We start from the raw sequence: 26,040 nt of genomic DNA on the forward strand, positions 1-26,040 counted from the left end.
TAGGGGCGGCCTTTTTCGTGCCCGATTTGTCAGGTTAGTTGGTTTATGTGCAGCTTGCATGCCCAATTGCTGCGGCGGTTGGCTGGGCTTAAGGCCCCGAAAATGTCTGCTCATTTATTCCTAAGTGTCCTCGTGAACCCCACCAATTCCTCCGAATCTCACAAGTCTGCCATCGTTTTTCCCGGCCAGGGCAGCCAGTTTCCGGGCATGGCCCGCGAGCTGTTCGAACAAAGCCTAGACGCTCGCGCCCTACTCACCCAAGCCAACGACATCCTGGGCTTCAGCCTGACGGACATCATGTTCGGCGGCTCCGAAGAAGACCTGCGCCGCACCGATGTGACCCAGCCCGCCATTTTTGTGCATTCGGTGGCTCAGTTTGTGGCCCGGCCCGACTTGCAGCCCGCTATGACGGCTGGCCATTCGCTGGGCGAGTTCTCGGCCCTGGTGGCGGCCGGCGTGCTGCGCTTCGAAGACGCCCTGCCGCTGGTGGCACGCCGCGCCCAGGCCATGCAGGCCGCCTGCGAAGAGCAGCCCGGCACCATGGCCGCCATTCTGGGGCTTGATGATGCCACTGTGGAGCGCATCTGCCAGGAGATTACCGACGCGGGTGCAGTGGTGGTGGCCGCCAACTACAATTGCCCCGGCCAGCTGGTCATTTCTGGCTCGGCCGAAGGGGTAGCCAAGGCCTGCGAAGCCCTGAAGGCCGCCGGCGCCAAGCGCGCCCTGCCGCTGCCGGTGGGCGGGGCCTTTCACTCGCCTCTTATGCAGAGCGCCGCCGCCGCCCTGGCCGAAGCCATTGAGAAAACCACTTTTGGCGAGGCGCGCTGCCCCGTGTACCAGAACGTGGATGCGCTGCCGCACTCGTCGCCCGCTGAAATCAAGGCCAACCTCCTGCGCCAACTCACCGCGCCCGTGCGCTGGACCCAGCTGGTGCAGCAGATGGCGGCCGATGGCGCCACCGAATTCGTGGAGTGTGGCCCCGGCAAGGTGCTGCAAGGGCTGGTGAAGAAAATCGTGCCCACGGCCGTTCTCGGCTAGGTGGCGGGGCGTTCGTTGGAGTCACCGGGGTGGCTGCGGTGGTTTGGCTGGTCGGTAGGGCTGGCGGTGCTGGTGCAGCTGGGGCTGTTTGTCCTGGCCACCGCCCCGGGACTGGCCGGCACCGCCGACTCGCGTTATTATGTGCACGCGGCCGGCACGTTGCGCGCCGCGGGCGTTCTGCTGCATCCCGATGGGTCGGCTTATCGCTATTGGCCGCCGCTCTACTCCGTACTGGTGGCGCTGGGCGGCAGCCTGGGCGTGGTGCGCGTGCTGCACGGCCTGGCCCTAGTAGCCGGCCTGCTGGCCTGGAGCCGGCTGGGCCGCTGGCTGCTGCCGGGGGCACTGGCGCTGGCGTTTCCGTGGGTGCTGGCCCTCAGCACGCCGTGGCTGGTAGTGAGCAAATTTGTGTGGGGCGAGGCGGTGTTCGTGGCCTTGGTGGCAGGGTACGCCCTGGCGTTGTTCCGGTGGCTGCACACCCAACACGCGCGCTGGTGGGGGCTGGCTACTGCCCTGGGCTTTGTGCTGCCCCTGCATCGGACGCCGGGCTTTTTTCTGCTGGCGGGAGTGGGGGTGGGGCTCGTGCTGCAAGCCCGGGCGCTGCTCCCAAAGCAGCGCCTACTGGCGGTGGCCCACCTGGCCTTAAGCGCGGTGGGAGGGCTGGCCTGGCACTACTACTCGCTGCTGCTGGCGGCGCCCAGCGTTTACCGCTACAACAAGGGCTGGGCTCAGTTTTTCAGCTCCTGCGCCGACTATGGCTTCGTGCTGAGCCGCTGGCTGCTGCCGGTGCGGGCTTCCTGGCGCCCCGAAATGCCCTTGCTTTGGGCGTTAGCCTTGGTGGGTGTGTTGGTGCTGTTGCTGCCACGAGGTTCGACAACATGGCCACAGTCTGCATTCACGAAGCAAGACTCGGCCGGTGACTGGCGCACGCGCTTCCCACGGGTTCTGTGGGCTGCAACGGGTTTCTTTATTCTTCAGTTAATTATTACCACCACCTTCACCCGCAGCGCCGCCGGCCTATACGACGGCGAACGGTACACCAGCGTGCTGTTCGGGCCGGTTATGCTGTTGGCGCTTTTAGGAATAGGACGCTGGGCGGCTCACTCAGGAAGTAGAGATAGGTTTTCCTGGCTGGTAGTGGGCCTAGTGGGAATGTGGCTGGCATACGGGGCCGGCCGTACCATCAGCAACGCAATGGCCCTGCGCAAGCTGCCGCCTTTTGAATGGACGGCGGCGCGCTAGCCGCTAAAGCCAGTTGCCTTTTACCAGAAGCGGTTGGTGCACACCACCTGGGCCTTTTTCTTAAGGCGCAGGCCTACCAGCACCTCGTGGCTGCCGGCGTGGTACCCCGCCAGCTGGGAGAGGCCGGCATCGTAGGAATAGCCCAGCGTGTACTGCTCGTAGCTGAGGCCCACCATACCCACCATCGAGTCGAGGGCGCGCCACGACGCCCCGAACCAGAGCAGGTCCTGGTACTTGAGCTTGGCGTTGACGTCGAGGGAAAGCGGAGCTGGGTTCACGGCCTTCACCAGCACCGACGGCACCAGCGACCAGTCATCGTTGATGGGCAGCCGCACGCCAGCCGTGGCGAAGTAGTGCCGCTTCAGGGTGTTGCCGGTGCCCTCACCCAGTTGGTTGGCGCCGTAGGAAAAGTTGAGCTGATTGCCCAACAGCTGCGCGCCCGAGAAACCCACGTAAAATTTAGAGCTGTACATCCAGACGCCCACCGTCCCGTCGAGGACCCGCGAGGCGGCGCTGGGAGCAACCGTGGTGGGGTCGAAGAAGCGCAGTTGCTGCCCGTCAACAGCAAACTGCTGCATGCCGGCCGATACGCCCAGCGCCAGCCGCAAATCGGGCGTCAGTAGCAAGTTGTAGGCGTAGGAGAGGTGGGCGCTGGTCCGACTCGTGGGCCCGGTTTCGTCTTTGTATACGATGCCGCCTACCGCATGAAACGGCCGGCGCCGGTCGCGGATGGTGCGCTTGGGCGTGCTGCGCCACTTGCCCAGCGAGGAGCTCGCGCTGGCGTAGTAGGTTTTGGGCGCCCCCTCCAGGCCCGTCCACTGGGTGCGGTAGCTTAACTTGACGTCGATGTAATCCTCCACGCCAGTGGCGCCGGGGTTCAGGATGTAGTTGTTGTTCATGTACTGGCTGTACTGGGCCTGCTGCTGGGCCTGGGCTGGCGCGGCGGCCAGCAGCAGCAGTGGTAGCAGTAGCAGCGATAGAGCTCTTCTCATAACAGTGGGTGCCTTATTGTCTGGCTGGGAAGGAAGCTGGCCTTGCTGCGGCCAGCTCCGGGTAACGTACTGTCTAATTAATACAAAATCGTAATCGAACCGCTGTAGGACTTGCCCAATGGGCCCTTCGTGACGACGACGTAGTAGTAGGTGCCCACCGGCGCGGGCTGGCCGTTGATGTCGCCGCGCCACTCGTTGGCCCGGCTGTAGTTTTCGGCCGAGAAAATCCGGTTGCCCCAGCGGTTGAACACGCTCACGGTATTCTCCGGGAATTGCTCGATGAACTCAATCTGCCAGGTGTCGTCGCGGCCATCGCCGTTGGGCGTGAAGGCATTGGGAATGCGGATGGGCGGACGCACGGTTACCGTCACCTGGTCAGAATCGGCGCAGCCACCTTCTCCGGCCGACAGGGTATAGGTGGTGGTTTCAAGGGGGGCGGCCACGGGCCGCAGCGGGTCGTTGCCAGGGAAAGTCAGGCCGATAGAGGGCGTCCAGGTAACGGGGTAGTTGCCATCGGCGCGGCCTTCCAGCAACACGGACGTACCGGCCAGAATTTCCTTATCAGGGCCAGCGTCCACGTCGACCGGCGGCAGAATACGCACCGTGATGCCATTGGAAACCACCGTGACCTGCTGGGCGCATGCGTTGGTGGTGCGCAGGCGCAACGTCACGATTTGGCCTTCGCGCAGCGTGGTGCTGGTGAAAACCGGGCCAGTGGCCCCGGCCACGTCGTTGCCGTTAACCTGCCACTGATATTCGGGGGCTGGGCCGGCTTCGGTTACGCTCGCAATGCTGAACGTCAACGGCGAGCCCAGGCAAACTGCCCCGCCCGGCTGCACCGCAATGGCCAGCGTGGGCAGGGGCGTTGGTGTGCGCGTAACGGTGACCGTGGCCACGGTCGGGCCAGTGCTACAGAGGCCCGCCGTGGGCGTTACTTCCACTCGTACAACGTCGCCGGTAACCAGGGTGCTGCTGGTGAACGAGGACCCGCTGAACACGGCCACGTTGTTGACAAACCATTGGAAGCTAGGCGTGGGGCCCGCGTTGGCAGTAGGTACGGCCGTGAAGGTGAGGGGAATGCCGGGGCACTGCACCGGCGGGGGCGTCAGGGTCACGCCAATGGTTACCACGGGCTGCACCCGTATGGTCACTACATTGGAAAATGCGATAGAGCAGGTACCAGTGCCTGAAGTCACGCGCCGCCGGTAGTAGGTAGTAGCGGTGAGCGACCCAGGCACAAAAGTCAGCCCGGGGGTCCCGGTGGATGTCCAGCTTAGGCTATCCAGCGAGGATTCCCACAGGTTGTCAAACGTGCCTGTGCCGCCGCTGGGCCCGGCCGTGCTGGTGAGGGGGGACGGCACGGCTCCTGCACAAATTGTTTGGTTGGCTGCAATGCTGCCGGCATTCAGCGGCGGCAGCACCCTGAGCAAGACTGAGGCGGAATACACTGGACCACAAGGCCCCGAAATGACTCGGCGCCGATAATAAGTGTCGGACGTGACCGGACCAGGAGGGTAGTCAGCGCTAGTGGCGTCTGGGCCGGGAGCAGTTGTCCAGTTTGCATTATTACCTGACACTTCCCACAGATACTCATAATTACCCGTGCCGCCGCTGGCTCCGGTAATGCTAGTGAGACGAGCGGGGGTAGCACCAGAGCACAGCGACAGCTGGTCGGTGCCGATAGTCCCGGCTGTGAGGGCCGGCACTACGTTTATAGTAACAATATTGGAAAAGACTGGTGCGCAGGCGCTATCCGAACTGGCTTGACGCCGAAAAGAGGTGGAGGTACTCAGCGGGCCGGGTGGGTAAGTTGACCCGGTGGTCCCGGTGGGCGACCAAGTCGTACTACCCGCTGGTTGGAACTCCCATCGGTAATTGATTATGCCCGGACCGCTGGCATCGCTGGTGCTGGTGAGTTGAGCAGGGGTGGAGCCTTCACAAATAGCATTCGGGTCGGCCGCAATGGTCCCAGGGTTTAGCGTCTGCAGCACCGTTATTTTGACAGACTGAGAGAATTCAGGCCCACAAGGCCCGGAAGTTACGCGGCGTCGGAAGTAGGTGGTAGCCGTGAGCACGCCGGGTGGGAATATCTCACTCGTGGCGCCAGGGCTATCCGACCAGGTTCTGTCGTCCGACGAAAACTCCCACTGATACACAAACGAGGCGACACCGTCGCCGCCCGTAGCTGGGGTAGCGCTGGTCAGGGGCGCGGCGACGGTGCCCACGCATATGGTTTGGCTGGCAGCGATGGTACCGGCGGTGAGCGCGGGCAGTACCCTGATGGTTACCGGGTCGGTAAATGTGGGAGTACAGTAAGGAAGACCTGATGGGGCAGGCAGGAGAAGTTGAGCGCGCCGCCTAAAAGAGGTTGTACCAACCGGGAGAGAAGTTGGTGGCGTGTAGCTAGCACTTGTAACTCCGGTGCCTGCGTATGGACTGTTATTAAAGGAGGATTCCCACTCATAAACGAGCGGCAGCCGGGTATCGCCCGTAGCAGCGGTGGTGCTGGTAAGAGTGGGCGGCGGCGTTCCAGCGCATAATGTCTGCGGGCCAGCAATGGCACCTGGATTAGGTAAGTCTGGCACCAGAATACCGCCCGAGCTTTCGCGGCAAAAACATTCCGTCTCGATGCGCAAAGTCACCGTGTAGTTGCCGGGCCTATCGTAAGTGTGAGTGATGACGGAATCCGTTGAAGAAGGTGTTGTTTTAACGCCGTCGCCGAAAGTCCAGGTGTATATTTTCCCGGCAAAGTTAATGGGCGGGGCCGTGAAAGTTATTTGCCGACAACCTGTTATCTCGAAGCTAGGCCCCACGCGTAGCAGCGAGCTCTGGTTGAAGTTGACCAGGCCCAGCCCGCTCAGGCGGCTGCCGCCTAGCTGTAGGCTGTCATCGGCGTAGCCAACCTTAGCGCCCAGCGAGTCCGGGAAAGCAATAAAACCCAGGGCGGGTTGGTTGTCGCGGGCCACGTAAATCTTGCCATCGGGCGCGGCCTGCATTGAGCCCAAGTTGACGGTGGTCTTCAGCGGAATCTCTTCCTTGGTCACCGGCCCGGGGCCTCTGAGATTGAATTGGAGCAGCTTGGGCGGGTTGTTTACCGTAGCGTAGAGGTAGCTGCCGGGCGAAAAACTCACCCCATAATATTTGCCTTGGCCGCTGTCAACGATGAACGGGACCTGCGGGTTGACGGTCACAGCACCCGTGCCGGTATTGAACCCAAACAACTCGACGGTGCTGCTGCTATCGCCCACTGCTTCGCTGTAGCGGGCCAGGGCCAGCCGCTGGCCGTCGGGCGTCACCTTCATCTGGCCTTTATAGCCCAGGGCCGCCACGCTCGGCGCGTGCAGGCTGCCGACTTCTGAAATTATCGGTGTAGAATCCACGCCGGTTGTTCGCACACGGTAAGCCAGGAAAGCATCGCCCCGGTTGTCATTGCCAGTCTTGGCATCGCCCCAGCCGTGGATGATAACCCAGATATCGCAGCCGTTTCTATGGAATACGCCCGTTATTTTCTCTGCTGTGCCGCGAGCCAAGGGCGTGTTTTTAGTAGCGGCGATGACGGTGCCCTGCCTACTACCCGCGGGAAACTCTATTTCCGAATAGCTCAGGCCGGCGGTGCTATCCAGGGTGAAGAGGAGGTAACGCCTCGGTTGGCCCGGCAGAACTAGGCCCGGCCTCTTGAGGGGCAGGGGGCCGTCAGTAGTGAAGCGGTTGCCTGCCAGGCCTGTGCCGTTTGCCATCACAGTGCCGTCGCCGTTCCAAACGTTTTCGCCGTTGCTATAAAAGAGAATTTCGCCGTTCTCATCCGACATCACCCCCGAGCCGGCGGGGGCATCCATCGCCCCATTCGTGAGCACCTCCGGAAGAGTGACCCTCCGAAGAGAGTCGGTAGAGAGTTTGTTGAAGTCCAGTCCCGCCTTAAAGCCAAAGTACCAGGTGTTGGCAAACTTCTCATCGGCCGCGCACTCCGGGGGGGGCGTGCCCTGCGCCAGGGCCGAGGTGGCCGCGCCGCTCAGCAGCAGGAGCAGCAGGGTGAGCAGCCAGCTAGTGGCTGGCCGCACCCGACTGGCCGGGCATCGGCTATTGGCGCCAGCCAGCTGGCTGGGCTCAGCAGTAGGAGGAAGGTAGAAAACGTTGGTACTAGATGGGGCAGGATGCGATAGCTCTGCGGGCATAGTAGGGCGCGTAAGTGGAAGGGCAGGTAGGCGGGTACTTCCGAAGGAGAAGCACCGACCGCTGCCCTGAGGAAACGGAGGCTGATGGCCAGCTATTGCTGAAACACGCTTGCTAAAAAGCGCTGCCAGCCGGTTTCAGTAAATCTACGCACTGCCAGCTAGGTTTATGCAAGGCAATGCCCGAATAGTGATGAAGCCCGACGTTAATTGCCCGCTCAGCGTGTAGCTCGACTATAGCAACACCACAAGCAACTTCGTTTGGTTCCGGTTTTGAATTTCGGGCGAGTAAATTCCGAGTTCTGGCTTTGGGGTGCGTGCTTTTCTGTCATGCCGAGGAACAAAGCACCCTTTCACACCAAAAATAATCAGGTGGGAAAAAGATGCTTCGTTGCGCGGCACAACAACGCTTCGAAGCGATGCAAACGCCTGGCCCTTGGGAGTTTTTAAGGCGATAATTCTTTACTCCCCAGCCGCATCCAACCACGCCCGCACCGGCAGCGGGTCGGGGCAGCGCGCCAATAGCTCAGTCACGGTCAGGCCTGCCTGCGGATGCTCCAGCTCAGGTGCAATCTCCGCCAGCGGCACCAGCGCAAAGCGCCGCTCGGCCAGCCGCGGGTGGGGCACGGTGAGGCTGGGTTGGTCGATGATTTCCGGCCCGTAAAGCAATATGTCCACATCGAGCGTGCGGCTGCCCCAGCGCTCCAGACGCTCGCGGCCGGCGTGGCGCTCGGCGGCCAGGCATTGCGCTAGCAACAGCTCTGGCGGCAGCGTGGTGCGGATGGCCAGGGCCTGGTTGAGAAAGGCCGGCTGGTCTTCGCGGCCCCAGGCGGCCGTTTCATACAAGGCCGATGCGGCAATTATTTCGCCAGCGGTGGTGGCCAGTTGCTGCTGGGCAGCGCGCAGTAGCGCGGCCCGGTCGCCGAGGTTGCTGCCCAGCAGCAGGTACGCGGTTACTGCTGCGCTCACGCCTGGCGATGGAAAAAATCGGCGGTGCGTTCCGCAATGAAGCGTGCGGTTTCGGGCAGGCTGGTTTCGGGCCAGGGGTGGGCGCCGCCAAACATGTGGCCGGCTCCGGGCACCAGCAGCAGCTCGGCATTGGGCTTTAGCTCGTGCAGGGTATAGGCGGCGTTTACGGGCACGGTTTCGTCCTCATCGCCGTGAATGAGCAGCAGGGGCTGGCGAAGTCGGCGGCGCACGTTGTGCGGAATGTCGAGCCGCGGGCGGTTGGCGATGTAGTCTTCCACAATTTGGTAGTGCAGGGGCAGTTGCTGGCCGGTGCGCATGTTGGGCACGTGCAGGATGCCGGTGCGCTGCCACTCCTCGAGCATGGGCTGGGGCCAGCGCTGGTCCACGTCGGCGATGCCAGCCCAGGTAGCCACGGCCCGCACGCGCGAGTCTTCGGCGGCTTTTAGCATCACCAGGCCGCCGCCGCGGCTGTGGCCCACCAGGTTGAGGTAGTTTAGGTCCATTTCGGCGGCGGGCACGGGCGTGGCGCCGGGCGTGAACAGCGCGTCGATTACCTGGCCAATGTCGTCGAGCTCGATGCTGAAATTATTGCGGCCGAAGGCGTCGAGGTCTTCCAGGTCGCCGGTGCCGCCCACCACGATGCCGTTGTGCGAGAGGTTCAGTTTCACGAACACAAACCCGTGCTCCGCAAAAAAATCGGCAAGCAGCGGGAAGTGACCCCAATCTTTAAATCCCTTAAAACCGTGCACGAAAACTACCACCGGTTTAAGCTGGCTAGTAGGCTGATAGGTAGCGTCGGCTTCAAAAGCTCGGCCGTGCCGCGTGCCGGTGAGCAGAAAAGGCGAGTGAGTGAGCATAAGCGAAGGTAGGGCAGAGGCTAGCCAAACAGTCGTTCCAATGGTTACAATCGGCAACTAGGGCGAAAAGTTGGAAGCCGGCAAGTCGGCCTCTCCACTGTTCTGCCGTATCATTGTCGCCGCAATGCCCCATACTCCGACCTTCTCCCTCGACCAAATTCAGGCGCCCATCGCGGCCGAAATGGAAGAGTTTGAACACAAGTTCCGCCAGTCGATGCGCACCAAAGTGCTGCTGCTCGACAAGATAATGGGGTACATTGTGAAGCGCAAGGGCAAGCAAATCCGGCCGATGTTCGTGTTTCTCACAGCCCGGGCGGCCCGGCCCGAACCCGCCACCGGCGACCCCTTGCCCGATTCCTCCTTCCGCGGCGCGGCGCTCATTGAGCTGCTGCACACCGCCACCCTCGTGCACGACGACGTGGTGGACGAAAGCAACTACCGCCGCGGCTTTTTCTCCATAAATGCCCTGTGGAAGAACAAGATTGCCGTGCTCGTAGGCGACTACCTGCTGTCGCGCGGCCTGCTGCTGGCCCTGGAAAACGACGACTACGACCTGCTGAAAATAGTAAGCAACGCCGTGCGGGAGCTGAGCGAAGGCGAACTGCTGCAAATCGAAAAAGCCCGCAAGCTGGACATTACTGAAGATGTTTATTTCGACATCATTCGCCAGAAAACGGCTTCGCTCATTGCTTCGTGCACGGCCGTGGGCGCGGCCTCCGTTGGGGCCGACAAAGAGGTGATTGAGCGGGCCCGCTTGTTTGGCGAAAAAGTGGGCATAGCCTTCCAAATCAAAGACGACTTGTTCGATTACGGCACCGCCGAAATTGGCAAGCCCGTCGGCATCGACATCAAAGAAAAAAAGATGACACTGCCGCTGATTTATGCCCTGCAGCAGGCGTCTTGGCTGGAAAAGCGCAAGGTCATCTTCAATGTGAAAAACAACGAAGGCCACCGCGACCGGGTGCAGCAGGTGATTGAGTTCGTGAAAAAATCGGGCGGTCTGGACTATGCCATTACCACCATGAAGCAATACCGCGACGAGGCCCTGGCCATCCTGCACACGTTCCCGGAGTCGCCGAGCCGCACGTCGTTGGAAGAGCTGATTAACTACACGATAGAGCGGGAAAAGTAACGTTTGTCATTGCGAGGAGGCACGACGACGCAATCCGTCCTGTCAATACCAGACACTTTAATGAAACGGCAAGCCCCGGCACTGCGAAGTGTCGGGGCTTCTCACATTATTAAGCTGGTCGCTGAGAACAGGACGGATTGCTTCGGCTCCGCCTCGCAATGACACTTATTATTGAGCTACTTGGTAGCTCACTTCTTTGGCGTCGCTCACCTTGAAGGTCACGCCATCGAACGAGCTGTCTACTTCCAGGGAGTGGGTGATTTCGCAGCCGGGGCACTTGATTTCTTCAATCTCGTGATTCTCCGCGTGTTCCACCGAGTCGGCGTGCTCGTTGGGGGCGGGTACGCCGATGAGGTCGGTAAACACTTCGGTGTTACACTGTTCGCACTCGAACTTGAGGCCAACGGCGCGGCCTTGCAGGTCGGCAAGCGGAGCGGGCGAGCTGGGATTTTGCTGAATCCACATAAGGGAAGGGGTTAGTTTGAGGAAAGGAAGAAATGCGGCGGGCCGCAGTCCGGGTAGGTTTACGCGGCTGATTTGAAAAAAGATGAATCGGCCCCGGCTAGCGGTTATTTTTGACGGCCGCACCGGGTTGCGGGTCGAAGCCAAGGATGAGCTATGGAAGCATTAAAAACTGAACAGAAACCACCGGAAGGCTCCTTTCACTTGCCACGGGTGCCGCGCTGGCGCTCGCTGCTGCGCTCGTTTGCGCTGGCCAAAGACCCGCTGCCGGTGCTCGACCTGACCTTGGCCCGCTACGGCGACACCGTAGAGATGTTCATTGGCGGGGTGGAGAAAAGCATCCTCACCCGCGACCCGGGCCTGACGCAGCACATTCTGCAGAAAAACCACCGCAACTACGCCAAATCGAAGTTTACCCAAGGCTTTTCGCGCTACGTGGGCCACGGCCTGCTCACCAACGAAGGCCCCGACTGGCTCCGTCAGCGCCGGCTGATTCAGCCAGGCTTTCACCGGCAGCGGGTGGCGGCGCTCACGGGCCTGATGCAGGACATCACGGCCGAGACCCTGGCTCCGCTGGCTGCCCAGGCCGCCAGCGGGGGCGGCGCCTTCACCGTGCCGGTGCACGAGCTGATGACGCGGCTCACGTTTCGCATCATTGCCCGCTCGGTGTTCAGCACGAACTTTCCCGAAGCCGAACTTGACCGGCTGGCCGGGCTGATTACCGAAATCCAGGCGTTTTTTGTGCGTTCCATTCGGCAGCCTTACCTCAAGCCCTGGTTTCGGCTGCGCGGGCAGTTCCGCTACCACGACTCACTAGCTACCGAGTTGCGCACCCTGCTGGCCCAATACATAGCCCAGCGCCAGCAGGCCAACCAGGCGCCCAACGCCACCCCGCCCGACGACCTGCTGCAAATGCTGCTCGACGTGCGCTACGAGGACACCGGCGAGCCCATGACCCCCGACCGCGTGCTCGATGAAGCCCTCATCCTGCTCATAGCCGGCCACGAAACCAGCGCCAACGCCCTCACCTGGCTTACGTACCTGCTGGCTCACCACCCCGAGGAAGCCACTCGCATTCGCACCGAAATGGACACGGTGCTCACCGGCCGCACGCCCACGTTCGAAGAGCTGCCGCGCCTGGGCAAAGCCCTCTACGCCGTGCAGGAGGCCATGCGTCACTACCCGCCCGCCTGGATGGTAGACCGCGTAGCCCTAGCCGACGACACCTACAATGGCCTGCGCATCCCGAAGGGCACGCTGTTTTCGCTCTACTTCTACGGCTTGCACCACGACGAAAAGTATTGGGATTCTCCCAAAGAGTTTCGGCCAGTGCGCTTCGCGCCCGGGCAGGCGCGGCCCGTGCAGCCTTTCGCCTACGTCCCCTTTGGAGGTGGGCCACGCCTGTGCATCGGCATGCAGTTCGCGCTCACTGAAATGCAGCTCGTGACGCTGGAACTGCTCCGGCAGTTTGAGGTAGAATGGGTGGAAGGCCAGCCGTCCGTGACCATGCAGCCGCTCATTACGTTACGTCCTCGCACTGATTTTCAGGTTCGGATGCGGCTGCGTAAGTGAGGGGGGGATGCAGGCGAAAGCTCACGCGGGGAACCTCACCCCCGGCCCCTCTCCAAAAGAGAGGGGAGACGGACGCCGCCTGTCATTGCGAGGAGGCACGACGAAGCAATCCGTCTTGGTCTCAGCGACCAACCTACTAATGTGCCAAGCCCCGGCTCTGCGCAGAGCCGGGGCTTGTCGTTTCATTGAAGAGTCTGGTTCTTACAGGACGGATTGCTTCGCTCCGCTCGCAATGACAGGCGCTGTTATGGCTCCCCTCTCCGTGGGAGAGGGGTCGGGGGTGAGGTTCTGCGGGAGTGAGGTGCCCACGGCAGAATGCTACCCTGACGACTTCAAATGATACGTAAGCACCGGCGGAAAAGCACTGGTAGCCACGGTCTCAGCAATACTAGTTTGCAGGAAACGGCTCAGGCCAGTGCGGGCGTGGGTCGGTATCACGACCAAGTCGGCTTTTACTTCCTGCGCAAACTGCTCGATGCCCGTGGAGGTACGGGCTGCGTTCACCACATCAATCTTGTAGTTAGTTAGGCCAACGCGTTCGGCAAACACCTGGATGTGCTGCTCTGCGGTGGTGCCGTCGGTGTTCGAGGCGACGTAGAGCAGGTGCAGCGTGGCGTTGGGGAAAGCGGCCACTACTTGGCGCAGGCCTTCGATGGCTGCGGCTGCTTCTTCGGTGAAGTCGGAGGGGAACACGATGTTGCGCACGTCGAAACCACTTTGGGCGTGTTTCACGCTAAGTACCGGGCAGGGCGCCAGGCGAATGATGCGCTCGGTGTTGGAGCCGACAAAAAAGCCTTCCATGGCGCCGTGGCCCTGGGCTCCCATCACCACCAGGTCGATGCCATATTTCTCGACGGCGGTCAGGATGCCGTCGCCAATGCGCGATACCTCCACCGCGTCTTGCACCGATACGCTGGGGGCTAGGGTTGCGGCTTCTTCCTTGAGTTGGTTCATGCGGCGCTTGGTCACCTCCATTAGCTTGATGGTGAACAGCTGGTCCATGCCGCCGCTGTTGGGCAGCTCGGTGCCGTTTACAGGCCCGCCAAAGGTGCTGAAGTTGGGCGTGGCCGACTCCGGCGCTTCGAGCACGTGCAGCAGGGTGACACTGCCGCCCGTTTGCTGGGCCAGCTGTAGCGCTACCTCGTAGGCGTGGTGCGATTCGGCAGAGAAATCGGTGGGGACGAGAATGTTTTTCATCGGTAAAAGAAGAGAGGTGAAACAGGCAAAATGCCCTAGACATCTATTCTCTTACGAGTGTTTACCGATTGGGGGTAAGCTGCAGCATGCCGCAGTTACTGCATCAGTATGAAGACATTCTATCAAGTGCAAGCGCTGGATGCGCCATAGGCAGGTCCTCGCTGCCTAAGCCGCATGCGTCGAACCATAGCTTGACAGTGCCGGTGCCGGGCGCACATTTCTGGCTTCCCGTCACCGGCAACTGTTACTGAAAACGGTAGGTCAGCACGGGCGGAAAGGCGTGGGTGGCCACGGCCTCGGCCACGCTGGGCCGCAGCCAGGTGCTCAGGCCCGAGCGGCCGTGCGTGGGCATCACCACCCAATCGGATTGCACGCTTTGGGCATATTGCTCGATACCGGTGCTGGTGCGGTCGGCCTCGACCACGGCCGGCTGCCAGTTGGTGAGCTGGTGCTTGCGGGCAAACTCCTGAATCTGCTCTTGCTGCTGGCTGGGCTCGGTATGGTGCCCCACCATTACCTGCAGCAGGTGCAGCCGGGCGTTCGGGAACACGGCCTGCACCTGGCGCAAGCCTGCAAGGGCGCCTTCTGGGTTGCCCGAAAAATCGAAGGGAAACACAATGTTGCGCACCTCCAGCTGCGCGTGCTCGTGCTTCACAGTCAGCACCGGGCAGGGCGCCAGTCGAATCATTTGCTCGGTGGTCGAGCTCACGAAGAAGTGCTGGATGCCGCTGTGCTCGCGGGCCCCCATCACCACCAGGTCGATGCCGTATTTCTGAATGGCCCGCAGAATGCCATCGCCCACCGCACCGGTCTTCACGGTGTGCCGAACCGACACACCCGACGCGCGCAGCATCGCTTCGTCCTGCAGGTTCTGCAGCCGACGCTTGGTGGCCTCCATAAGCTTGATGGGGAAGATTTGGTCGAGCCCGGCGCCACCAACCGGGCCGCCCACCGAGCTGAAGCCGCTTGCGGTGTCGCCGAGTTCTTCGAGCACGTGCAACAGCGTTACGCTGCCTCCCGTGTGCCGGGCGAGCTGCAGCGCCACCTTGTAGGCGTAGTGCGCCTCGGGTGAAAAATCAGTGGGTACAAGTATATTTTTCATAACTAAAAAAGAAAGGTGAAAAATTGTAATAACCCGGCGCAGTCACTCCCCGCCATAGGCCCTATACGCAAGAGGGTTGGCTAGGGTAAGACGCTGTGCACCGGGTTATTACAAGTTAATCTTTCTTTTCTAGTTATGCACTATTCTTTTAATAGTTTATCTACCTCCCGGTTGAAGCCGGCAATCTCTTCTTCGTAGTATTTGCCCGTGCCGGGGCCGGCAAAACCGGTGTGGATTTTCCGCACGTTGCCTTTCTTATCCAGGAAGATTGTGGTGGGGAAAGCCAGCACCTGCTGCAGCTGAGGCAGCGACTTGGCAGCCGAGTCTTTGTTGGACACCCCCGCCACGGCCAGCTCGTACTTGATGTCGTAGCGCTCGCGCAGCTTGCGCAGCCGGGCTGAGGCCACTTTGTAGTCGGGGCTGCGTTCGTAGCCCAGGCCGATTACCTCCACGCCCCGGTCTTTGTTTTTCTCGTACCAGGGCGCTAGGAAAGCGGTTTCGTCCATGCAGTTGGGGCACCAGGAGCCCAGGAGCTGGATAACCACCACTTTGCCTTTGTAGATGGGATTGGAAGGGGAAACCACCCCGCCCTCGAACACGCTGGGAAATTTGAAGTCCAGCTTGGTTTGACCCTCTTTGAGCGAGGTCAGGGCGTAGGCATCGGGGAGTTTGGCTTTGGGGTCGAGCACGGCGGTCCAGGTTTCGTGGCCGGCTTTGCCGGAATAAAAGTCGCCTTTGAGAGTGCCATCGGGCTGCTTGATGGCCTGAAAGAGAAAGCCGTGGTTGCCGTCGAACGTCGACATGCCCATGCCGCTGGGCAGCACTGAGCCCGCGAGGTAGCGGTAGTCGCCGGTGGTGGTGAGGAAAGTGCCCCGGATGCTGGCCCCGTCCTGCTTAAAAACGCCCACGGCGGGGTATGTCTTGCCGCCGTCTTCTCTGAACGTGACCCGCCAGGTGCCGTTGAAGTCCGGGGTGCCGGCCGCAGCCGTGGGCTGGGGCCGCTCGCCGAAGAGGGCCACCACCGGCAGGCGGTAGGAGGTGGGCGCGTCGTACTTCACCCAAGTGCCGGTGAGCTTGTTCTCGCCATCGGGCCGCAGCACCAACGCGGCGTCGAACACGTGCAGGCGGATAGTAGCCGAGTCGCCGGCGGCTGAGATTTCGTCGCAGCGCAGCCGCTCTTCGCCGTCGAGGCCCTTATTTATTAGGTAAACAACCGGCTTGCCGTTCTCCACGGCCACGTCTAAGGTGAAGTTGATGGCCTTGTTCTGAGCTTTTACAAACCCCTCCCAAAGGCCGGTCTTGAGGCCCGCGGGCAGGGCCGTGCTGGTAGTGGCGGCGCTGGTGTCGGCCGTTTCTTTTTTGGTGGAAGAGGAATCGCAGCTGGCCAGCAGGCTCAGGCCCGCGGCGGCCATGGCCAGCAAGCGGAGGGAAATCGTAGTCATAATAGTGCAAAAGTGCGAAGGGAAAACCGGCAGTGCCAGCCGGGGGCCACAACTGCTAATTGCACCAATTAGTTGTGGTGGCCTGCTGTTCTATTAAGCCATGGTCTGTGCTTCAGCATTGTCGCACCAATCCCAACGCTACTCCAAAAACCTACGTTACCTATAGTTGGACTTCCCCAAAACGGTATTCCCACGTTCCGGCTAGGTACAACTTAGCGCAGGTACTACATTTGCACAACCACTTTTTTTACTACTGCATCCTATGGCTTTCGACCTGGAAATGATTCGCGCCGTGTACGACGGCATGGGTTCCCGCATCGAGGCGGCCCGCGCCGCGGTGGCGCGCCCGCTCACCCTCACCGAGAAAATCCTCTACGCCCACCTCTACGGGGGCGAAGTAAAGCAAGCCTTCGAGCGTGGGGTTTCTTACGTTGATTTTGCCCCCGACCGCGTGGCCATGCAGGACGCTACCGCCCAAATGGCGCTGCTCCAGTTCATGCAGGCCGGCAAGCCCACGGCCGCCGTGCCCAGCACCGTGCATTGCGACCACCTTATTCAGGCCAAAGACGGCGCCACGCCCGACCTCGCCGAAGCCAACACCGAAAACAAGGAAGTGTACGACTTCCTGGCCTCGGTTTCCAATAAATACGGCATCGGTTTCTGGAAGCCCGGCGCCGGCATCATTCACCAGGTAGTGCTGGAAAACTACGCCTTCCCCGGCGGTATGATGATTGGCACCGACTCCCACACCCCCAACGCGGGCGGCCTAGGCATGATTGCCATTGGCGTAGGCGGCGCCGATGCCGTGGACGTAATGGCCGGCATGGCCTGGGAATTGAAGTTCCCCAAGGTGATTGGCGTGAAGCTGACTGGCAAGCTCAGCGGCTGGACGGCTCCCAAAGATGTTATTCTAAAGGTCGCTGGTATTCTGACCGTGAAAGGCGGCACAGGCGCCATCGTGGAGTACTTCGGCGAAGGTGCCGAAGCCATGAGCTGCACCGGCAAAGCCACCATCTGCAACATGGGCGCTGAAATCGGGGCAACTACCTCGGTGTTCAACTACGACGAGAAAATGGCCGAGTACCTGCGCGGCACTGGCCGTGCCGACATCGCCGACGCTGCCTCCGCGGTAGCCGAGCACCTGCGCGCCGACGAAGAAGTGTATGCCCAGCCCGAGCGTTTCTACGACCAACTCATCGAAATCAACCTTTCCGAGTTGGAGCCGCACGTCAACGGCCCGTTCACGCCGGACGCGGCCTGGCCCATCTCGCAGTTTGCTGCTGCTGTGCGCGAGCACGGCTGGCCCGCTAAGCTGGAAGTAGGCCTCATCGGCTCCTGCACCAACTCGAGCTACGAAGACATCACCCGCGCCGCTTCCATTGCTGCCCAGGCCGTGGAAAAAGGCCTACACGTGAACGCCGAGTTTACCATCACGCCCGGCTCGGAGCTGGTGCGCTACACCGTGGCCCGCGACGGCCTCCTCGACACGTTTGCCGAAATGGGCGGCGTGGTGCTGGCCAACGCCTGCGGTCCGTGCATCGGCCAGTGGGCCCGCCACACCGATGACCCCAAGCGCAAGAACTCCATCATCACGAGCTTCAACCGCAATTTCGCCAAGCGCAACGACGGCAACCCCAACACCCACGCCTTCGTGGCTTCGCCCGAAATTGTGACGGCTTTCGCTATAGCCGGCGACCTGACTTTCAATCCCCTCACCGACACCCTGCCCGGCACCAACGGCCCCGTGAAGCTCGACGAGCCCCGCGGCGTGGAGATGCCACCCCGCGGCTTCGCCGTAGAAGATGCCGGCTTCCAGGCGCCCGCTGCCGATGGCAGCACGGTGCAGGTATTGGTAAGCCCATCGTCTGACCGCCTGGAGCTGCTCGAGCCCTTCAAAGCTTGGGAAGGCACCGACCTGAAAGGGTTGCGCCTCCTCATCAAGGCCCAGGGCAAGTGCACCACCGACCACATTTCGATGGCCGGCCCGTGGTTGAAATACCGTGGTCACCTGGACAACATCTCCAACAACATGCTCATCGGGGCCACTAACGCCTTCAATGGCGAGGCCAATTCGGTGCGGGAGTTTGTGACCCAGGGCGATGGCACTACCACCGTACCGCAGGCCGCCCGCTCCTACAAGAGCATGGGCATCGGCACGGTAGTAGTGGGCGATGAGAACTACGGCGAAGGCTCCTCCCGCGAGCACGCCGCCATGGAGCCCCGCCACCTGGGCGTGCGCGCCGTGATTGTGAAGAGCTTCGCACGTATCCACGAAACCAACCTGAAGAAGCAAGGCATGCTGGCCCTCACCTTCGCCAACAAGGCCGACTACGACCTGATTGAAGAGGAGGATACCATCGACATCCTCGGCCTGACCAACTTCACGCCCGGCGAGCCCCTGCAGGCCCGCCTGCACCACTCCGACGGCGACACCGACCTCATCACCCTCAACCACACCTACAACCAAGGTCAAATTGAGTGGTTCAAAGCAGGTTCGGCCCTGAACCTGATTCGGATGAAGGAAAGCGGCTCCGCTCAAATGTCGCAGAAGTAGTAACCGCTTTAGAAGCGTAAGCAACAACGGCCGCCTCAGGATACTGGGGCGGCCGTTTTGTTATCTTATTATTGGAAAACGGGATAGATTAAATAATATGAGTGACAACAGCATTTCAATTGTTTCTAAAATCTCTGATTATCCCGCGAATCGATTAAAGGCGCAACAAATTTTAGACTGGCTGATTTCGGAGGATATAGTGGAGCGAGAACTATCAACCTGCGTATTAAGCTCTGAGCTTGGGTATGCAATTGCAAAAGGCGCGAGCTTGATTACGGATATGCCTCAAAATTTGCCGATGAACCTAGCTGTTAACGGGTTAGAAATTATAGTAAAGAGAACAGTATTCGATACGGGCGGCAATGGTGTCGAGAGTATTATTTGCCCAAAGTGTTCGAAGGATATTGTTGAGAACGATTGGGATTTAGAGTCTTGGAGTAACAGTGAAATTGATAAATTGCTTTGTCCACAATGTGAAGCTTTATCAGACATAAATCAATACTGTTTTGTGCCCGATTGGGGCTTTAGCAACTTGGGGTTTAAATTTTGGAACTGGCCTGAATTAAGTCCTGAGTTTATAGCAAATTTTGAAAAGAGGCTTGAATGCAAGGTGCGCGTAGTGTACCAGCGTATTTAAATAAGCGCTATAAGCGCTTTCGGAGTTATTACTCCGCTGGCGCGAGTTTAGCGCAGCGTATCTCGTGATTCAATAATTGGGCGAGGTTGTGCCTCGCAATAGCACGACTGGCCTTGGAACGACCTACAGGAGCGGCCATATCTTGCTGCTGGTGCAGCAGGGGGCAGCCTCACTTCATAATCGGCACGAGTTACGCTGCGCTAAACTCGCGTCAGTGATGCAATGGCCGCCTCAGGAAACTGGGGCGGCCGTTTCGTTTCCGCCACTTTCGCGGGCGCTTGCCGTACAAGCATTGCACTATCATCCCGTAAACCAGCGCGCTAGCACAATGGATACTATCGTCTATCTCAAGAATATGCTGCGCGATAAGCAGGTAGCTTCTTTAATGCCGACCTCGGGTTTTGCGGTCGAAAGGGTGTGCAGTAAAATTGATTTTAGCCGTCGGAACATAATTGTGGAGTTCGGGCCGGGCACGGGCGTATTTACCCGCTATCTGCTTAGCCGGCTGACATCCGACTCGGTGCTGATTGTGATTGAGCGGAACGAAGAGTTTGTGCAGATACTGCACGAGACGTTTCAGGATTTGCGGCTGGTTATTTACCACGACAGTGCCGAGAACATTGGGCACCTATTAGCCAGCAGCAATGAAAATCAGGCGGATTATATCGTGTCAGGCATCCCGTTTTCGTTTCTGCCCCCCGAACTGCGCGAAACTATTGTTCGCAACTCGAACCAGTGCCTGCGGCCCGGTGGCAAATTCCTGGCATATCAGACATTCTTTCAGTTAGACCGTTTTCTGAAAGATTATCTCGACCAGCAATTCAGAAAATCAGCGATAGAAATCTGCCTTCTTAATGCGCCGCCGCTTAAGATTTTTGAGGCGGTTAAGTAGCTCTCATTGGCTGGCGCGAGTTACACTCCGCTAACCTCGCGCCAGACGTGCGTCAGCCGGTTTAAGCTGCACTATGCCCGCGCCAGCCGGGCATCCTCCGCGGCGAAGTAGCGCATGCGGTAGCAGTTCATAGCCATGTCGCCGAGCTGTTCCATGAGCTTGTAGTTGGCGATGGCACCCACTGGTGCGCCGATGATGGGCAGGAGTTGGGCCATCTTGGCGATGTCGATGTAGTCGCGGTATTCCTGCTGCAGGGTGCGCCAGTCGAACTCGTTCACGTCGGCGGGCAGGGAGTGGCGGTAGCTGTCCCAGGTGGCGAGGCGGGCGTAGGTTTCGTTGCGGGTATGCTGGCTGCTGAAGGCCAGCTGAAAGACGTGCAGCATGTAGAGCCGCTCGGTGTAGTCGCGCACGTCGTGGCCGTAGAGGGCGGCAATGTCGAAGAGCAGCTTGATTTTGAGGCCCAGCAGCAGCGGGAAATCGGCCAGGCCCAGCAGGAAGCCACCGGCTCCCGTCACGGCGCCTTCGGCCGAGGCGGTGTTGCGGTAGTAACGGATGCGGGTGCGCACGGCAGTTTCGCGGGCCGGGAGGGTGCCATCGGGGAGGGGGCGGCGCGTGGTGTGGGTGGAGCCGAACAGCACGCCGCGCACCATCTGCTTGATGGCGGCCGTGATGGCCCGGTGCACCCGCTCGGGCAGGAGGGCGTTGAACCGGGCCTGCATGTGGCGGGCGAAGCGGTTCATAAAGGACGGGGGCCGCTGCATCCGCTGCTGCCAGGCCTGCATCTCGGCGTGGGCCTGCTGTTCCTCAGAAGACATGGGCTTGGGGTAAAGGTGGTTGCCCTTAGCTACGTGGGTTGGCAGGCTTGCGTTGGGAAGATGCCCCTTAAGCTATTGCCCCGGCGCCGCTATGCCCTGGGCCTCCAGCTGTTTGGCGTACTTCGCGTAAATCACCTGCAGGTCGGCGTTGTGCTTGTCGGCATCGACCCCAATGCTCACGTTACTGGCGTGGAAGCGGTGCAGGTGGCTGATGTGCGGGCACAGCACTGGCAATTGCCCGGCCAGCAGGAAGCGGACGTACAGGTCCAGGTCTTCGGCCATGGGCAGTTTGCCGTCATAGCCGCCCACCTCGTCGAAGAAAGCGCGGCTGTAGCACACATTGCCCTGAATGAAGTGCTCGGCCCGGAAGATGGCGCGGAGCATGTCGGCGGGCGTGTCGAACTGCCAGGCGTAGTAGTCCTCGTTTGGGAGGTAGCGGCCGTGCTCGTCCACGCGCAGGAAATCGGCCACGAACCACGGGCGGTCGGGGTTGGAGTTGATTTGGGCCGCGTAGTGGTAGAGGGTGCGCTGGAGTATGATGTCGTCGTCGTCGAGCGGCACCACCCAGGCCTCCGGTGCGGTTTCCTGGATGAGCTGGTTGCGGGCCAGGCCGGCGAGCTGGCGGGCCGCATGGTGCCAGTGGCGCAGGGCCGGGCCGGGCTGGGCGGCGGCTTCGCGCAGGTAGGCGGCGGTGCCGTCGCGCGAGCCGTTGTCGTTTATCAGGTGTTCGAAGGAGAAGTCGAGCGGGGCACTGATGCTGGCCCGAACGCTGGCCACGGCTTCGGGCAACAGGGCCCGGCGCTGGTGGGTGGGGGTGATAATGGCAAAATGCATGGCTCCCTTGTTCGGCTACTGCCAGAAAAAGTTGCCGGGTGAGAGTAGCGCGGTTGTTTCTCAGGAAACGCTGCGAGTCCGCGTTTGCGCGCGACTCCAGGTGGCCCGACGCAAGCGCGGACTCGCAGAGTCCACGTTACAGAGTTAATTTGCCCGCCAATGAAACAATCGGCAATTTTCAATTGGAGTGGGGGCAAGGATTCCGCTCTGGCCCTTTATAAAGTGGAGCAGGCCGCCCAATACGAGGTACTCACGCTGCTCACCAGCGTCAGCGAGCCGTATCAGCGCATTTCCATGCACGGCGTACGCGTGGACCTGCTCGACCAGCAAGCGGCCAGCATCGGGCTGCCCTGCCACAAGCTGTTTCTGCCCGAAACGCCCACCATGGAGGCCTACGAGCAGCACATGACCACCACGCTGCGGCAGTTGCAAAGCCAAGGCGCCACGGTGTCTATCTTCGGCGATATCTTCCTGGAAGACCTGCGGCGCTACCGCGAAGAGCAGCTGGCCAGGTTGAATATCGAAGCTGCCTTCCCGCTGTGGGGCGTGCCGACCACAGAGCTCATCCGTGAGTTTCTGGACCTGGGCTTCAAGACCATTACCACCTGCGTCAACGAGAAATTCCTTGACCAAAGCTTCGTGGGCCGGGTGATAGATGAAGACTTCCTGCGCGACTTGCCCGCCAATGTCGACCCCTGCGGGGAGAACGGCGAATTTCACACCTTCGTGTTCGATGGGCCGATTTTTCAACAGCCGATTGCCTTTGAAAAAGGGGAAATAGTGTACCGCAAGTACACGCCCGCGCCGAAAACCGACGACTCCGGCTACGACTGTGGCGATGAGAACGAACCCAGTCCGTTTGATACCGGCTTCTGGTATTGCGACTTGGTGTAGGTCAGGCCATTGGTTCGCTGCGCTCTGCATGACCGCCTTTTAGGGGTTGGCAGCACTAGTTCCCACCGCGTCCAGCGTGCGGCTCAGTGCCTCGGCGTCCTCTACGATGCTGGTCGGGAAGCCTACCCGGGCCAGCAGCCGGATGGCATTGCGGGTGCGCAGCGGGCCGGGCTTGAGCAGGTAGTCGAAGTACCAGTCAGTTTCGGTTACGGTTTCGGAGAAGTGGTATTCGGTGAAAGCAGGTGCCAGTAATTGTCCCAGCTCGCCGTCGTGGGTGGAGGCTACCACCAGGCTGCGGGGCTGCAGGTAAGCCAGCACGGCCTGCGTGGCGGCAATGCGCTCCACGGTGTTGGTGCCCTTGAATAGCTCATCGAGAATGAATAGGTAGCCGCCCGCGCTGGCCTCGGCCGCCCGCACGAAGCCGAGGATGGTTTCGGCCTCGGCAAAGTAGTAGCTCTTGCCCTCGGTGAGGCTATCGGCCAGGTTGATGCTCGACACTACCCGCCGAAACGGTGCCGCGTAGGCCGTGGCCGGGCAGGTGGCAATGGTTTGGGCCAGCAGCATGCTCAGGCCAATGGCGCGCATGAAGGTGGTTTTGCCCGACATGTTGGAGCCCGTAAGCAGTATGCTGGTGTCGGCAACAGTCAAGTCATTCGGCACGCAGCCGGGCACCAACGGGTTGTAGGCGCCCGAGAGGCGCAGGCCGGTTTCGGCGGTGAATTGCGGCACGCAGTGCGGGTGCCGCGCTCGAAACCCTGCCACCGCCACCGCGCAATCCACGTAGCCCACGGCCTCATACACCGCCCGGATGGCCCCGAAGTGCTGCTCTACCTGGCGCCGGCAGCTGCGGTACACGATGAAATCGAGTAGCAGCATCATTTTGAGGTATTCCAAAACCAGCCACGGCAGCATCGTCATTTCCGACTTCATCAGGTCATCGGTCTGCAAAAACGCCACCTTGTTTACAATGGAACCCAACTGGCCCAGCGGCTCGGCCAGCCCGTGCAGCGCTGCTAGTGGCAGTTGCAGTCGGGTCAGGCCGCGTCCGGCGCGGTAGAGGCTGCTTAGCTGCTGCATGGGCCGCATGACCCCCTTGATGCGCGACCGGTACCAGAAATGCAGCACCGAATGCAGCAAAATCAAGCCCCCCGAAAGCAGCCACAAGGCCGGCTGCCAGAAGCCCCCCACCACGGTGGCCAGCAGCAGCAGCACCATCGCAGGCGCGGCGACCGTCCAGGGCAGGGCCAGTAGGGCGTCGCCGGTCAGGATGTCGGGCAGGTAATAGGCATCTGTGGAGGTGAGGCGGCGCAGGGCCAGCAGCGCTTTGCCGCGCGGGGCCGGTTCGGCAAACAGCCGGGCGGCCTGGTCGAAGTCCTGCAAGGCGGCTTCGTCGTTTAGGGGGCTGCGCACGCGGTGGTAGAGGCACTGCTGGCCCACGCGGCTAGTGGTGCCATCAAGCAGGGCAAACAGGTCGTCGCCGTTGAGGTCGGTCCAGGTCTGGTCGTCGAGGCGGTGGTAGGCCGGTTCGGCCTGCACGGCGGCGTGGTAGCGGGCAATGAGTGGAAAATTGCGCGGGCGGGGCGAGGGTGTGCGCCACTCAGCTTCGAGCAAAGCCAGGCGGTCGGCGGTAGAAGTCCACATGAGGGTAGGGGCGGGGCCGCGCCCACAAGCGGGCGGGGGCCGGGCAAAAGTACGGGCGGCGGCGCGGCGCACGGTTTGGGTTACTTTTTCAGTTCTGCCGTATTTGGCTGCGTCGCGTCGGTCCAATTTCCTTTTTGTTGCCTCAACCCATGCCCTCCCTCATTCGCAAAGCGCTGAAAGTAGCCGCCTATGCCGCCGTGGGCCTCAGCGGCACCGTGGCGGTGTACCTGTCGTCGGCCTTTGTGCTCTCCCGCATCACGGTGCCCAAGGCCAACCCCAATGCCTCGCCCGATGTGCTGGTGTACCTGCACACCAACGGCGTGCACACCGACATGGTGGTGCCCATCAAAACCCCGCAGATGGACTGGAGCCAACAGCTGCCATTCAGCAACATTCCCTCCGGCGACACCTCCATGCGCTACATCGCCTTCGGCTGGGGCGACAAAGGCTTCTACCTCGACACGCCCACCTGGGCCGACCTCAAGGTGAGCACAGCCCTGGTGGCGGCGTTTTGGCTGGGTTCGTCGGCCATGCACACCACCTATCTTCACACTCTGGTACCCGGCCCCGACACAGTGCCGCTCTACCTCAGCCAAGATGAATACGCCCGGCTGATTGCCTACATCCAACGCAGCTTCCGTTACGATGCGGCCGGCCGCACCCAGCACATCAAAGGCCACAGCTACGGCAACAACGACGCTTTCTACGAAGCGCATCGCGTCTACAGCTTCATCTACACCTGCAACACCTGGACTAACAACGCTCTGAAAGCCAGTGGTCAGAAAGCATGTCTCTGGACGCCTTCGGATACGGGGATTTTTTATCAGTATGAGAAGTAGCGGTTGGCCCTGCGCAGGAATATCAGCCCCGGGAAGCTCACCCCCGGCCCTACCGGGTACGACCCCTCTCCAAAAGAGAGGGAGCCTGACGCCGGCTGTCATTGCGAGCGGAGCGCGGCAATCCGTCCTAGTCTCCGCGAGCAGCCTAGTAATGTGACAAGCCCCTGTACTGCGCAGTGCCAGGGCTTGTCGGTTCATTGAAGTGTCTGATTTTGTCAGAACGGATTGCTTCGTCGTTCCTCCTCGCAATGACAATTGGCGTCAGGCTCCCCTCTCCACGGGAGAGGGGTCGTACCCGGTAGGGCCGGGGGTGAGGTTCCGCCGCCTGCGCGTTTCCCCGCCAAACAACCTTCGTCCAAAAACAAACCGGCCCCGCCGGCTGCGAAGCCAACGGGGCCAAAATGAGTGGAACCATCGTGCCGACGGTCAGTATGGCTTAATTAAGCCAAACGTCCGCCACTTGCTCGAAGCGGTGAGCGGCGAAAGCACCGTAGGGGCGCTCGGCGTAGAAGCCAAGGATGTGCACCTGCGGCTGGCCAGTGCGCACGTGCGGCAACACGCGCACAGCATACACGCAGCCGGCCTTAGGCCAGTCGCCAATGTAGTCGGCAGGGCGTTGCGCGTCGTTCACGCAACGGGCAAATTGCTGCACAGGCAGCGGCGTGGGGAGCTTCACTTTAGACATAACCAAAGATACGAAATTTGCCATAAACTAAAAAGCTTGGAAATAAACTTTTTTAGTCTTTTTTAGAGAGTATTGATT

Annotated in this window: 21 protein-coding genes; 9 read left to right on the top strand and 12 right to left on the bottom strand. The window is 60.8% G+C overall.

Features of this window, described 5'->3' with window-relative positions:
• Nucleotides 1-102: 102 nt before the first annotated feature.
• Together fabD and BMZ66_RS14010 are read left to right on the top strand one after the other, a co-directional pair.
• Nucleotides 103-1,038, top strand: a complete 936-nt coding sequence (fabD, locus tag BMZ66_RS14005) for an ACP S-malonyltransferase (RefSeq protein WP_092674407.1) — start codon at nucleotides 103-105, stop codon at nucleotides 1,036-1,038.
• The gene (locus tag BMZ66_RS14010; protein ID WP_143080212.1) at nucleotides 1,039-2,277 is read left to right on the top strand and encodes a glycosyltransferase family protein; all 1,239 of its coding nucleotides are present in this window, start codon (nucleotides 1,039-1,041) and stop codon (nucleotides 2,275-2,277) included.
• A 20-nt stretch (nucleotides 2,278-2,297) separates the two neighbouring features.
• Here the strand turns inward: BMZ66_RS14010 and BMZ66_RS14015 are convergent, their stop codons facing one another.
• The 4 genes from BMZ66_RS14015 to BMZ66_RS14030 form a co-directional block, all read right to left on the bottom strand.
• Nucleotides 2,298-3,269 carry a PorP/SprF family type IX secretion system membrane protein gene (locus BMZ66_RS14015; protein WP_092674416.1) on the bottom strand — a complete coding sequence of 324 codons (972 nt, stop codon included), beginning with the start codon at nucleotides 3,267-3,269 and terminating at the stop codon, nucleotides 2,298-2,300.
• A gap of 77 nt (nucleotides 3,270-3,346) precedes the next feature.
• Entirely contained in the window at nucleotides 3,347-7,441 is a 4,095-nt protein-coding gene (locus BMZ66_RS14020; RefSeq protein ID WP_092674419.1) for a DUF8696 domain-containing protein, read from the bottom strand.
• Nucleotides 7,442-7,900: 459 nt separating this feature from the next.
• A complete protein-coding gene (folK, locus tag BMZ66_RS14025; protein ID WP_092674422.1) occupies nucleotides 7,901-8,407 on the bottom strand; it encodes a 2-amino-4-hydroxy-6-hydroxymethyldihydropteridine diphosphokinase in 507 nt (168 codons plus the stop codon).
• The gene (locus BMZ66_RS14030; RefSeq protein WP_092674428.1) at nucleotides 8,404-9,264 is read right to left on the bottom strand and encodes an alpha/beta hydrolase family protein; all 861 of its coding nucleotides are present in this window, start codon (nucleotides 9,262-9,264) and stop codon (nucleotides 8,404-8,406) included. The genes folK and BMZ66_RS14030 overlap by 4 nt, the downstream gene beginning before the upstream one ends.
• Nucleotides 9,265-9,388: 124 nt before the next feature.
• Between BMZ66_RS14030 and BMZ66_RS14035 the strand changes: the two genes are divergently transcribed.
• A complete protein-coding gene (locus BMZ66_RS14035) occupies nucleotides 9,389-10,396 on the top strand; it encodes a polyprenyl synthetase family protein (RefSeq protein WP_092674434.1) in 1,008 nt (335 codons plus the stop codon).
• Between the two features lie 168 nt (nucleotides 10,397-10,564).
• On the opposite strand, the gene BMZ66_RS14040 is transcribed toward BMZ66_RS14035, so the two are convergent.
• Entirely contained in the window at nucleotides 10,565-10,861 is a 297-nt protein-coding gene (locus tag BMZ66_RS14040) for a hypothetical protein (protein WP_092674439.1), read from the bottom strand.
• Between the two features lie 153 nt (nucleotides 10,862-11,014).
• Here BMZ66_RS14040 and BMZ66_RS14045 point away from each other — a divergent pair, with 153 nt between their 5' ends.
• Complete coding sequence (locus BMZ66_RS14045; protein WP_092674445.1) at nucleotides 11,015-12,430, top strand: cytochrome P450; 1,416 nt, start codon at nucleotides 11,015-11,017, stop codon at nucleotides 12,428-12,430.
• Between the two features lie 318 nt (nucleotides 12,431-12,748).
• Here the strand turns inward: BMZ66_RS14045 and BMZ66_RS14050 are convergent, their stop codons facing one another.
• The 3 genes from BMZ66_RS14050 to BMZ66_RS14060 all read right to left on the bottom strand — a co-directional run bounded on the left by BMZ66_RS14050 (nucleotide 12,749) and on the right by BMZ66_RS14060 (nucleotide 16,171).
• Complete coding sequence (locus tag BMZ66_RS14050; RefSeq protein WP_092674448.1) at nucleotides 12,749-13,627, bottom strand: universal stress protein; 879 nt, start codon at nucleotides 13,625-13,627, stop codon at nucleotides 12,749-12,751.
• A gap of 244 nt (nucleotides 13,628-13,871) precedes the next feature.
• On the bottom strand, nucleotides 13,872-14,729 hold the full coding sequence (locus BMZ66_RS14055; protein ID WP_092674453.1) for a universal stress protein: 858 nt from the start codon (nucleotides 14,727-14,729) through the stop codon (nucleotides 13,872-13,874).
• Between the two features lie 140 nt (nucleotides 14,730-14,869).
• A complete protein-coding gene (locus BMZ66_RS14060; protein ID WP_092674458.1) occupies nucleotides 14,870-16,171 on the bottom strand; it encodes a peroxiredoxin family protein in 1,302 nt (433 codons plus the stop codon).
• 262 nt (nucleotides 16,172-16,433) lie between these two features.
• Between BMZ66_RS14060 and BMZ66_RS14065 the strand changes: the two genes are divergently transcribed.
• The 3 genes from BMZ66_RS14065 (at nucleotide 16,434) to BMZ66_RS14075 (ending at nucleotide 20,254) form a co-directional block, all read left to right on the top strand.
• The gene (locus BMZ66_RS14065; RefSeq protein ID WP_092674464.1) at nucleotides 16,434-18,725 is read left to right on the top strand and encodes an aconitate hydratase; all 2,292 of its coding nucleotides are present in this window, start codon (nucleotides 16,434-16,436) and stop codon (nucleotides 18,723-18,725) included.
• Between the two features lie 97 nt (nucleotides 18,726-18,822).
• Nucleotides 18,823-19,362, top strand: coding sequence for a hypothetical protein (locus BMZ66_RS14070; protein WP_092674471.1), 540 nt, complete (start codon nucleotides 18,823-18,825; stop codon nucleotides 19,360-19,362).
• A 328-nt stretch (nucleotides 19,363-19,690) separates the two neighbouring features.
• Complete coding sequence (locus BMZ66_RS14075) at nucleotides 19,691-20,254, top strand: class I SAM-dependent methyltransferase (protein ID WP_177204726.1); 564 nt, start codon at nucleotides 19,691-19,693, stop codon at nucleotides 20,252-20,254.
• 71 nt (nucleotides 20,255-20,325) lie between these two features.
• Here BMZ66_RS14075 and BMZ66_RS14080 read toward each other — a convergent pair whose 3' ends face one another.
• A complete protein-coding gene (locus BMZ66_RS14080) occupies nucleotides 20,326-21,069 on the bottom strand; it encodes an EcsC family protein (protein WP_092674483.1) in 744 nt (247 codons plus the stop codon).
• A gap of 72 nt (nucleotides 21,070-21,141) precedes the next feature.
• Nucleotides 21,142-21,903: a glycosyltransferase family 2 protein gene (locus BMZ66_RS14085; protein ID WP_092674486.1), complete on the bottom strand. Its 762-nt coding sequence runs from the start codon at nucleotides 21,901-21,903 to the stop codon at nucleotides 21,142-21,144.
• Between the two features lie 159 nt (nucleotides 21,904-22,062).
• On the opposite strand from BMZ66_RS14085, the gene BMZ66_RS14090 reads away from it, so the two are divergent.
• Nucleotides 22,063-22,797 carry a Dph6-related ATP pyrophosphatase gene (locus tag BMZ66_RS14090; protein ID WP_092674492.1) on the top strand — a complete coding sequence of 245 codons (735 nt, stop codon included), beginning with the start codon at nucleotides 22,063-22,065 and terminating at the stop codon, nucleotides 22,795-22,797.
• Nucleotides 22,798-22,836: 39 nt separating this feature from the next.
• Here BMZ66_RS14090 and BMZ66_RS14095 read toward each other — a convergent pair whose 3' ends face one another.
• Nucleotides 22,837-24,564 carry a MutS-related protein gene (locus BMZ66_RS14095; RefSeq protein ID WP_214607001.1) on the bottom strand — a complete coding sequence of 576 codons (1,728 nt, stop codon included), beginning with the start codon at nucleotides 24,562-24,564 and terminating at the stop codon, nucleotides 22,837-22,839.
• 23 nt (nucleotides 24,565-24,587) lie between these two features.
• Between BMZ66_RS14095 and BMZ66_RS14100 the strand changes: the two genes are divergently transcribed.
• Nucleotides 24,588-25,277: a TIGR02117 family protein gene (locus tag BMZ66_RS14100; protein WP_092674505.1), complete on the top strand. Its 690-nt coding sequence runs from the start codon at nucleotides 24,588-24,590 to the stop codon at nucleotides 25,275-25,277.
• A 436-nt stretch (nucleotides 25,278-25,713) separates the two neighbouring features.
• Here BMZ66_RS14100 and BMZ66_RS14105 read toward each other — a convergent pair whose 3' ends face one another.
• Nucleotides 25,714-25,962 (bottom strand): hypothetical protein, encoded by a 249-nt coding sequence (locus tag BMZ66_RS14105; protein WP_092674512.1) that lies wholly within the window; start codon nucleotides 25,960-25,962, stop codon nucleotides 25,714-25,716.
• Between the last annotated feature and the right edge of the window lie 78 nt (nucleotides 25,963-26,040).

It is taken from the genome of Hymenobacter arizonensis (assembly GCF_900115775.1).
GTDB lineage: Bacteria > Bacteroidota > Bacteroidia > Cytophagales > Hymenobacteraceae > Hymenobacter > Hymenobacter arizonensis.

Excerpts from the sequence above, each read along its gene's own strand:
- BMZ66_RS14035 (WP_092674434.1), top strand. The coding sequence starts at position 9,389 with ATGCCCCATACTCCGACCTTCTCCCTCGACCAAATTCAGGCGCCCATC.
- fabD (WP_092674407.1), top strand. The coding sequence starts at position 103 with ATGTCTGCTCATTTATTCCTAAGTGTCCTCGTGAACCCCACCAATTCC.
- BMZ66_RS14080 (WP_092674483.1), bottom strand. The coding sequence starts at position 21,069 with ATGTCTTCTGAGGAACAGCAGGCCCACGCCGAGATGCAGGCCTGGCAG.
- BMZ66_RS14060 (WP_092674458.1), bottom strand. The coding sequence starts at position 16,171 with ATGACTACGATTTCCCTCCGCTTGCTGGCCATGGCCGCCGCGGGCCTG.
- BMZ66_RS14085 (WP_092674486.1), bottom strand. The coding sequence starts at position 21,903 with ATGCATTTTGCCATTATCACCCCCACCCACCAGCGCCGGGCCCTGTTG.
- BMZ66_RS14055 (WP_092674453.1), bottom strand. The coding sequence starts at position 14,729 with ATGAAAAATATACTTGTACCCACTGATTTTTCACCCGAGGCGCACTAC.
- BMZ66_RS14045 (WP_092674445.1), top strand. The coding sequence starts at position 11,015 with ATGGAAGCATTAAAAACTGAACAGAAACCACCGGAAGGCTCCTTTCAC.
- BMZ66_RS14105 (WP_092674512.1), bottom strand. The coding sequence starts at position 25,962 with ATGTCTAAAGTGAAGCTCCCCACGCCGCTGCCTGTGCAGCAATTTGCC.
- BMZ66_RS14065 (WP_092674464.1), top strand. The coding sequence starts at position 16,434 with ATGGCTTTCGACCTGGAAATGATTCGCGCCGTGTACGACGGCATGGGT.
- BMZ66_RS14070 (WP_092674471.1), top strand. The coding sequence starts at position 18,823 with ATGAGTGACAACAGCATTTCAATTGTTTCTAAAATCTCTGATTATCCC.
- BMZ66_RS14015 (WP_092674416.1), bottom strand. The coding sequence starts at position 3,269 with ATGAGAAGAGCTCTATCGCTGCTACTGCTACCACTGCTGCTGCTGGCC.
- BMZ66_RS14075 (WP_177204726.1), top strand. The coding sequence starts at position 19,691 with ATGGATACTATCGTCTATCTCAAGAATATGCTGCGCGATAAGCAGGTA.
- BMZ66_RS14030 (WP_092674428.1), bottom strand. The coding sequence starts at position 9,264 with ATGCTCACTCACTCGCCTTTTCTGCTCACCGGCACGCGGCACGGCCGA.
- BMZ66_RS14020 (WP_092674419.1), bottom strand. The coding sequence starts at position 7,441 with ATGCCCGCAGAGCTATCGCATCCTGCCCCATCTAGTACCAACGTTTTC.
- BMZ66_RS14040 (WP_092674439.1), bottom strand. The coding sequence starts at position 10,861 with ATGTGGATTCAGCAAAATCCCAGCTCGCCCGCTCCGCTTGCCGACCTG.
- BMZ66_RS14090 (WP_092674492.1), top strand. The coding sequence starts at position 22,063 with ATGAAACAATCGGCAATTTTCAATTGGAGTGGGGGCAAGGATTCCGCT.
- BMZ66_RS14100 (WP_092674505.1), top strand. The coding sequence starts at position 24,588 with ATGCCCTCCCTCATTCGCAAAGCGCTGAAAGTAGCCGCCTATGCCGCC.
- BMZ66_RS14050 (WP_092674448.1), bottom strand. The coding sequence starts at position 13,627 with ATGAAAAACATTCTCGTCCCCACCGATTTCTCTGCCGAATCGCACCAC.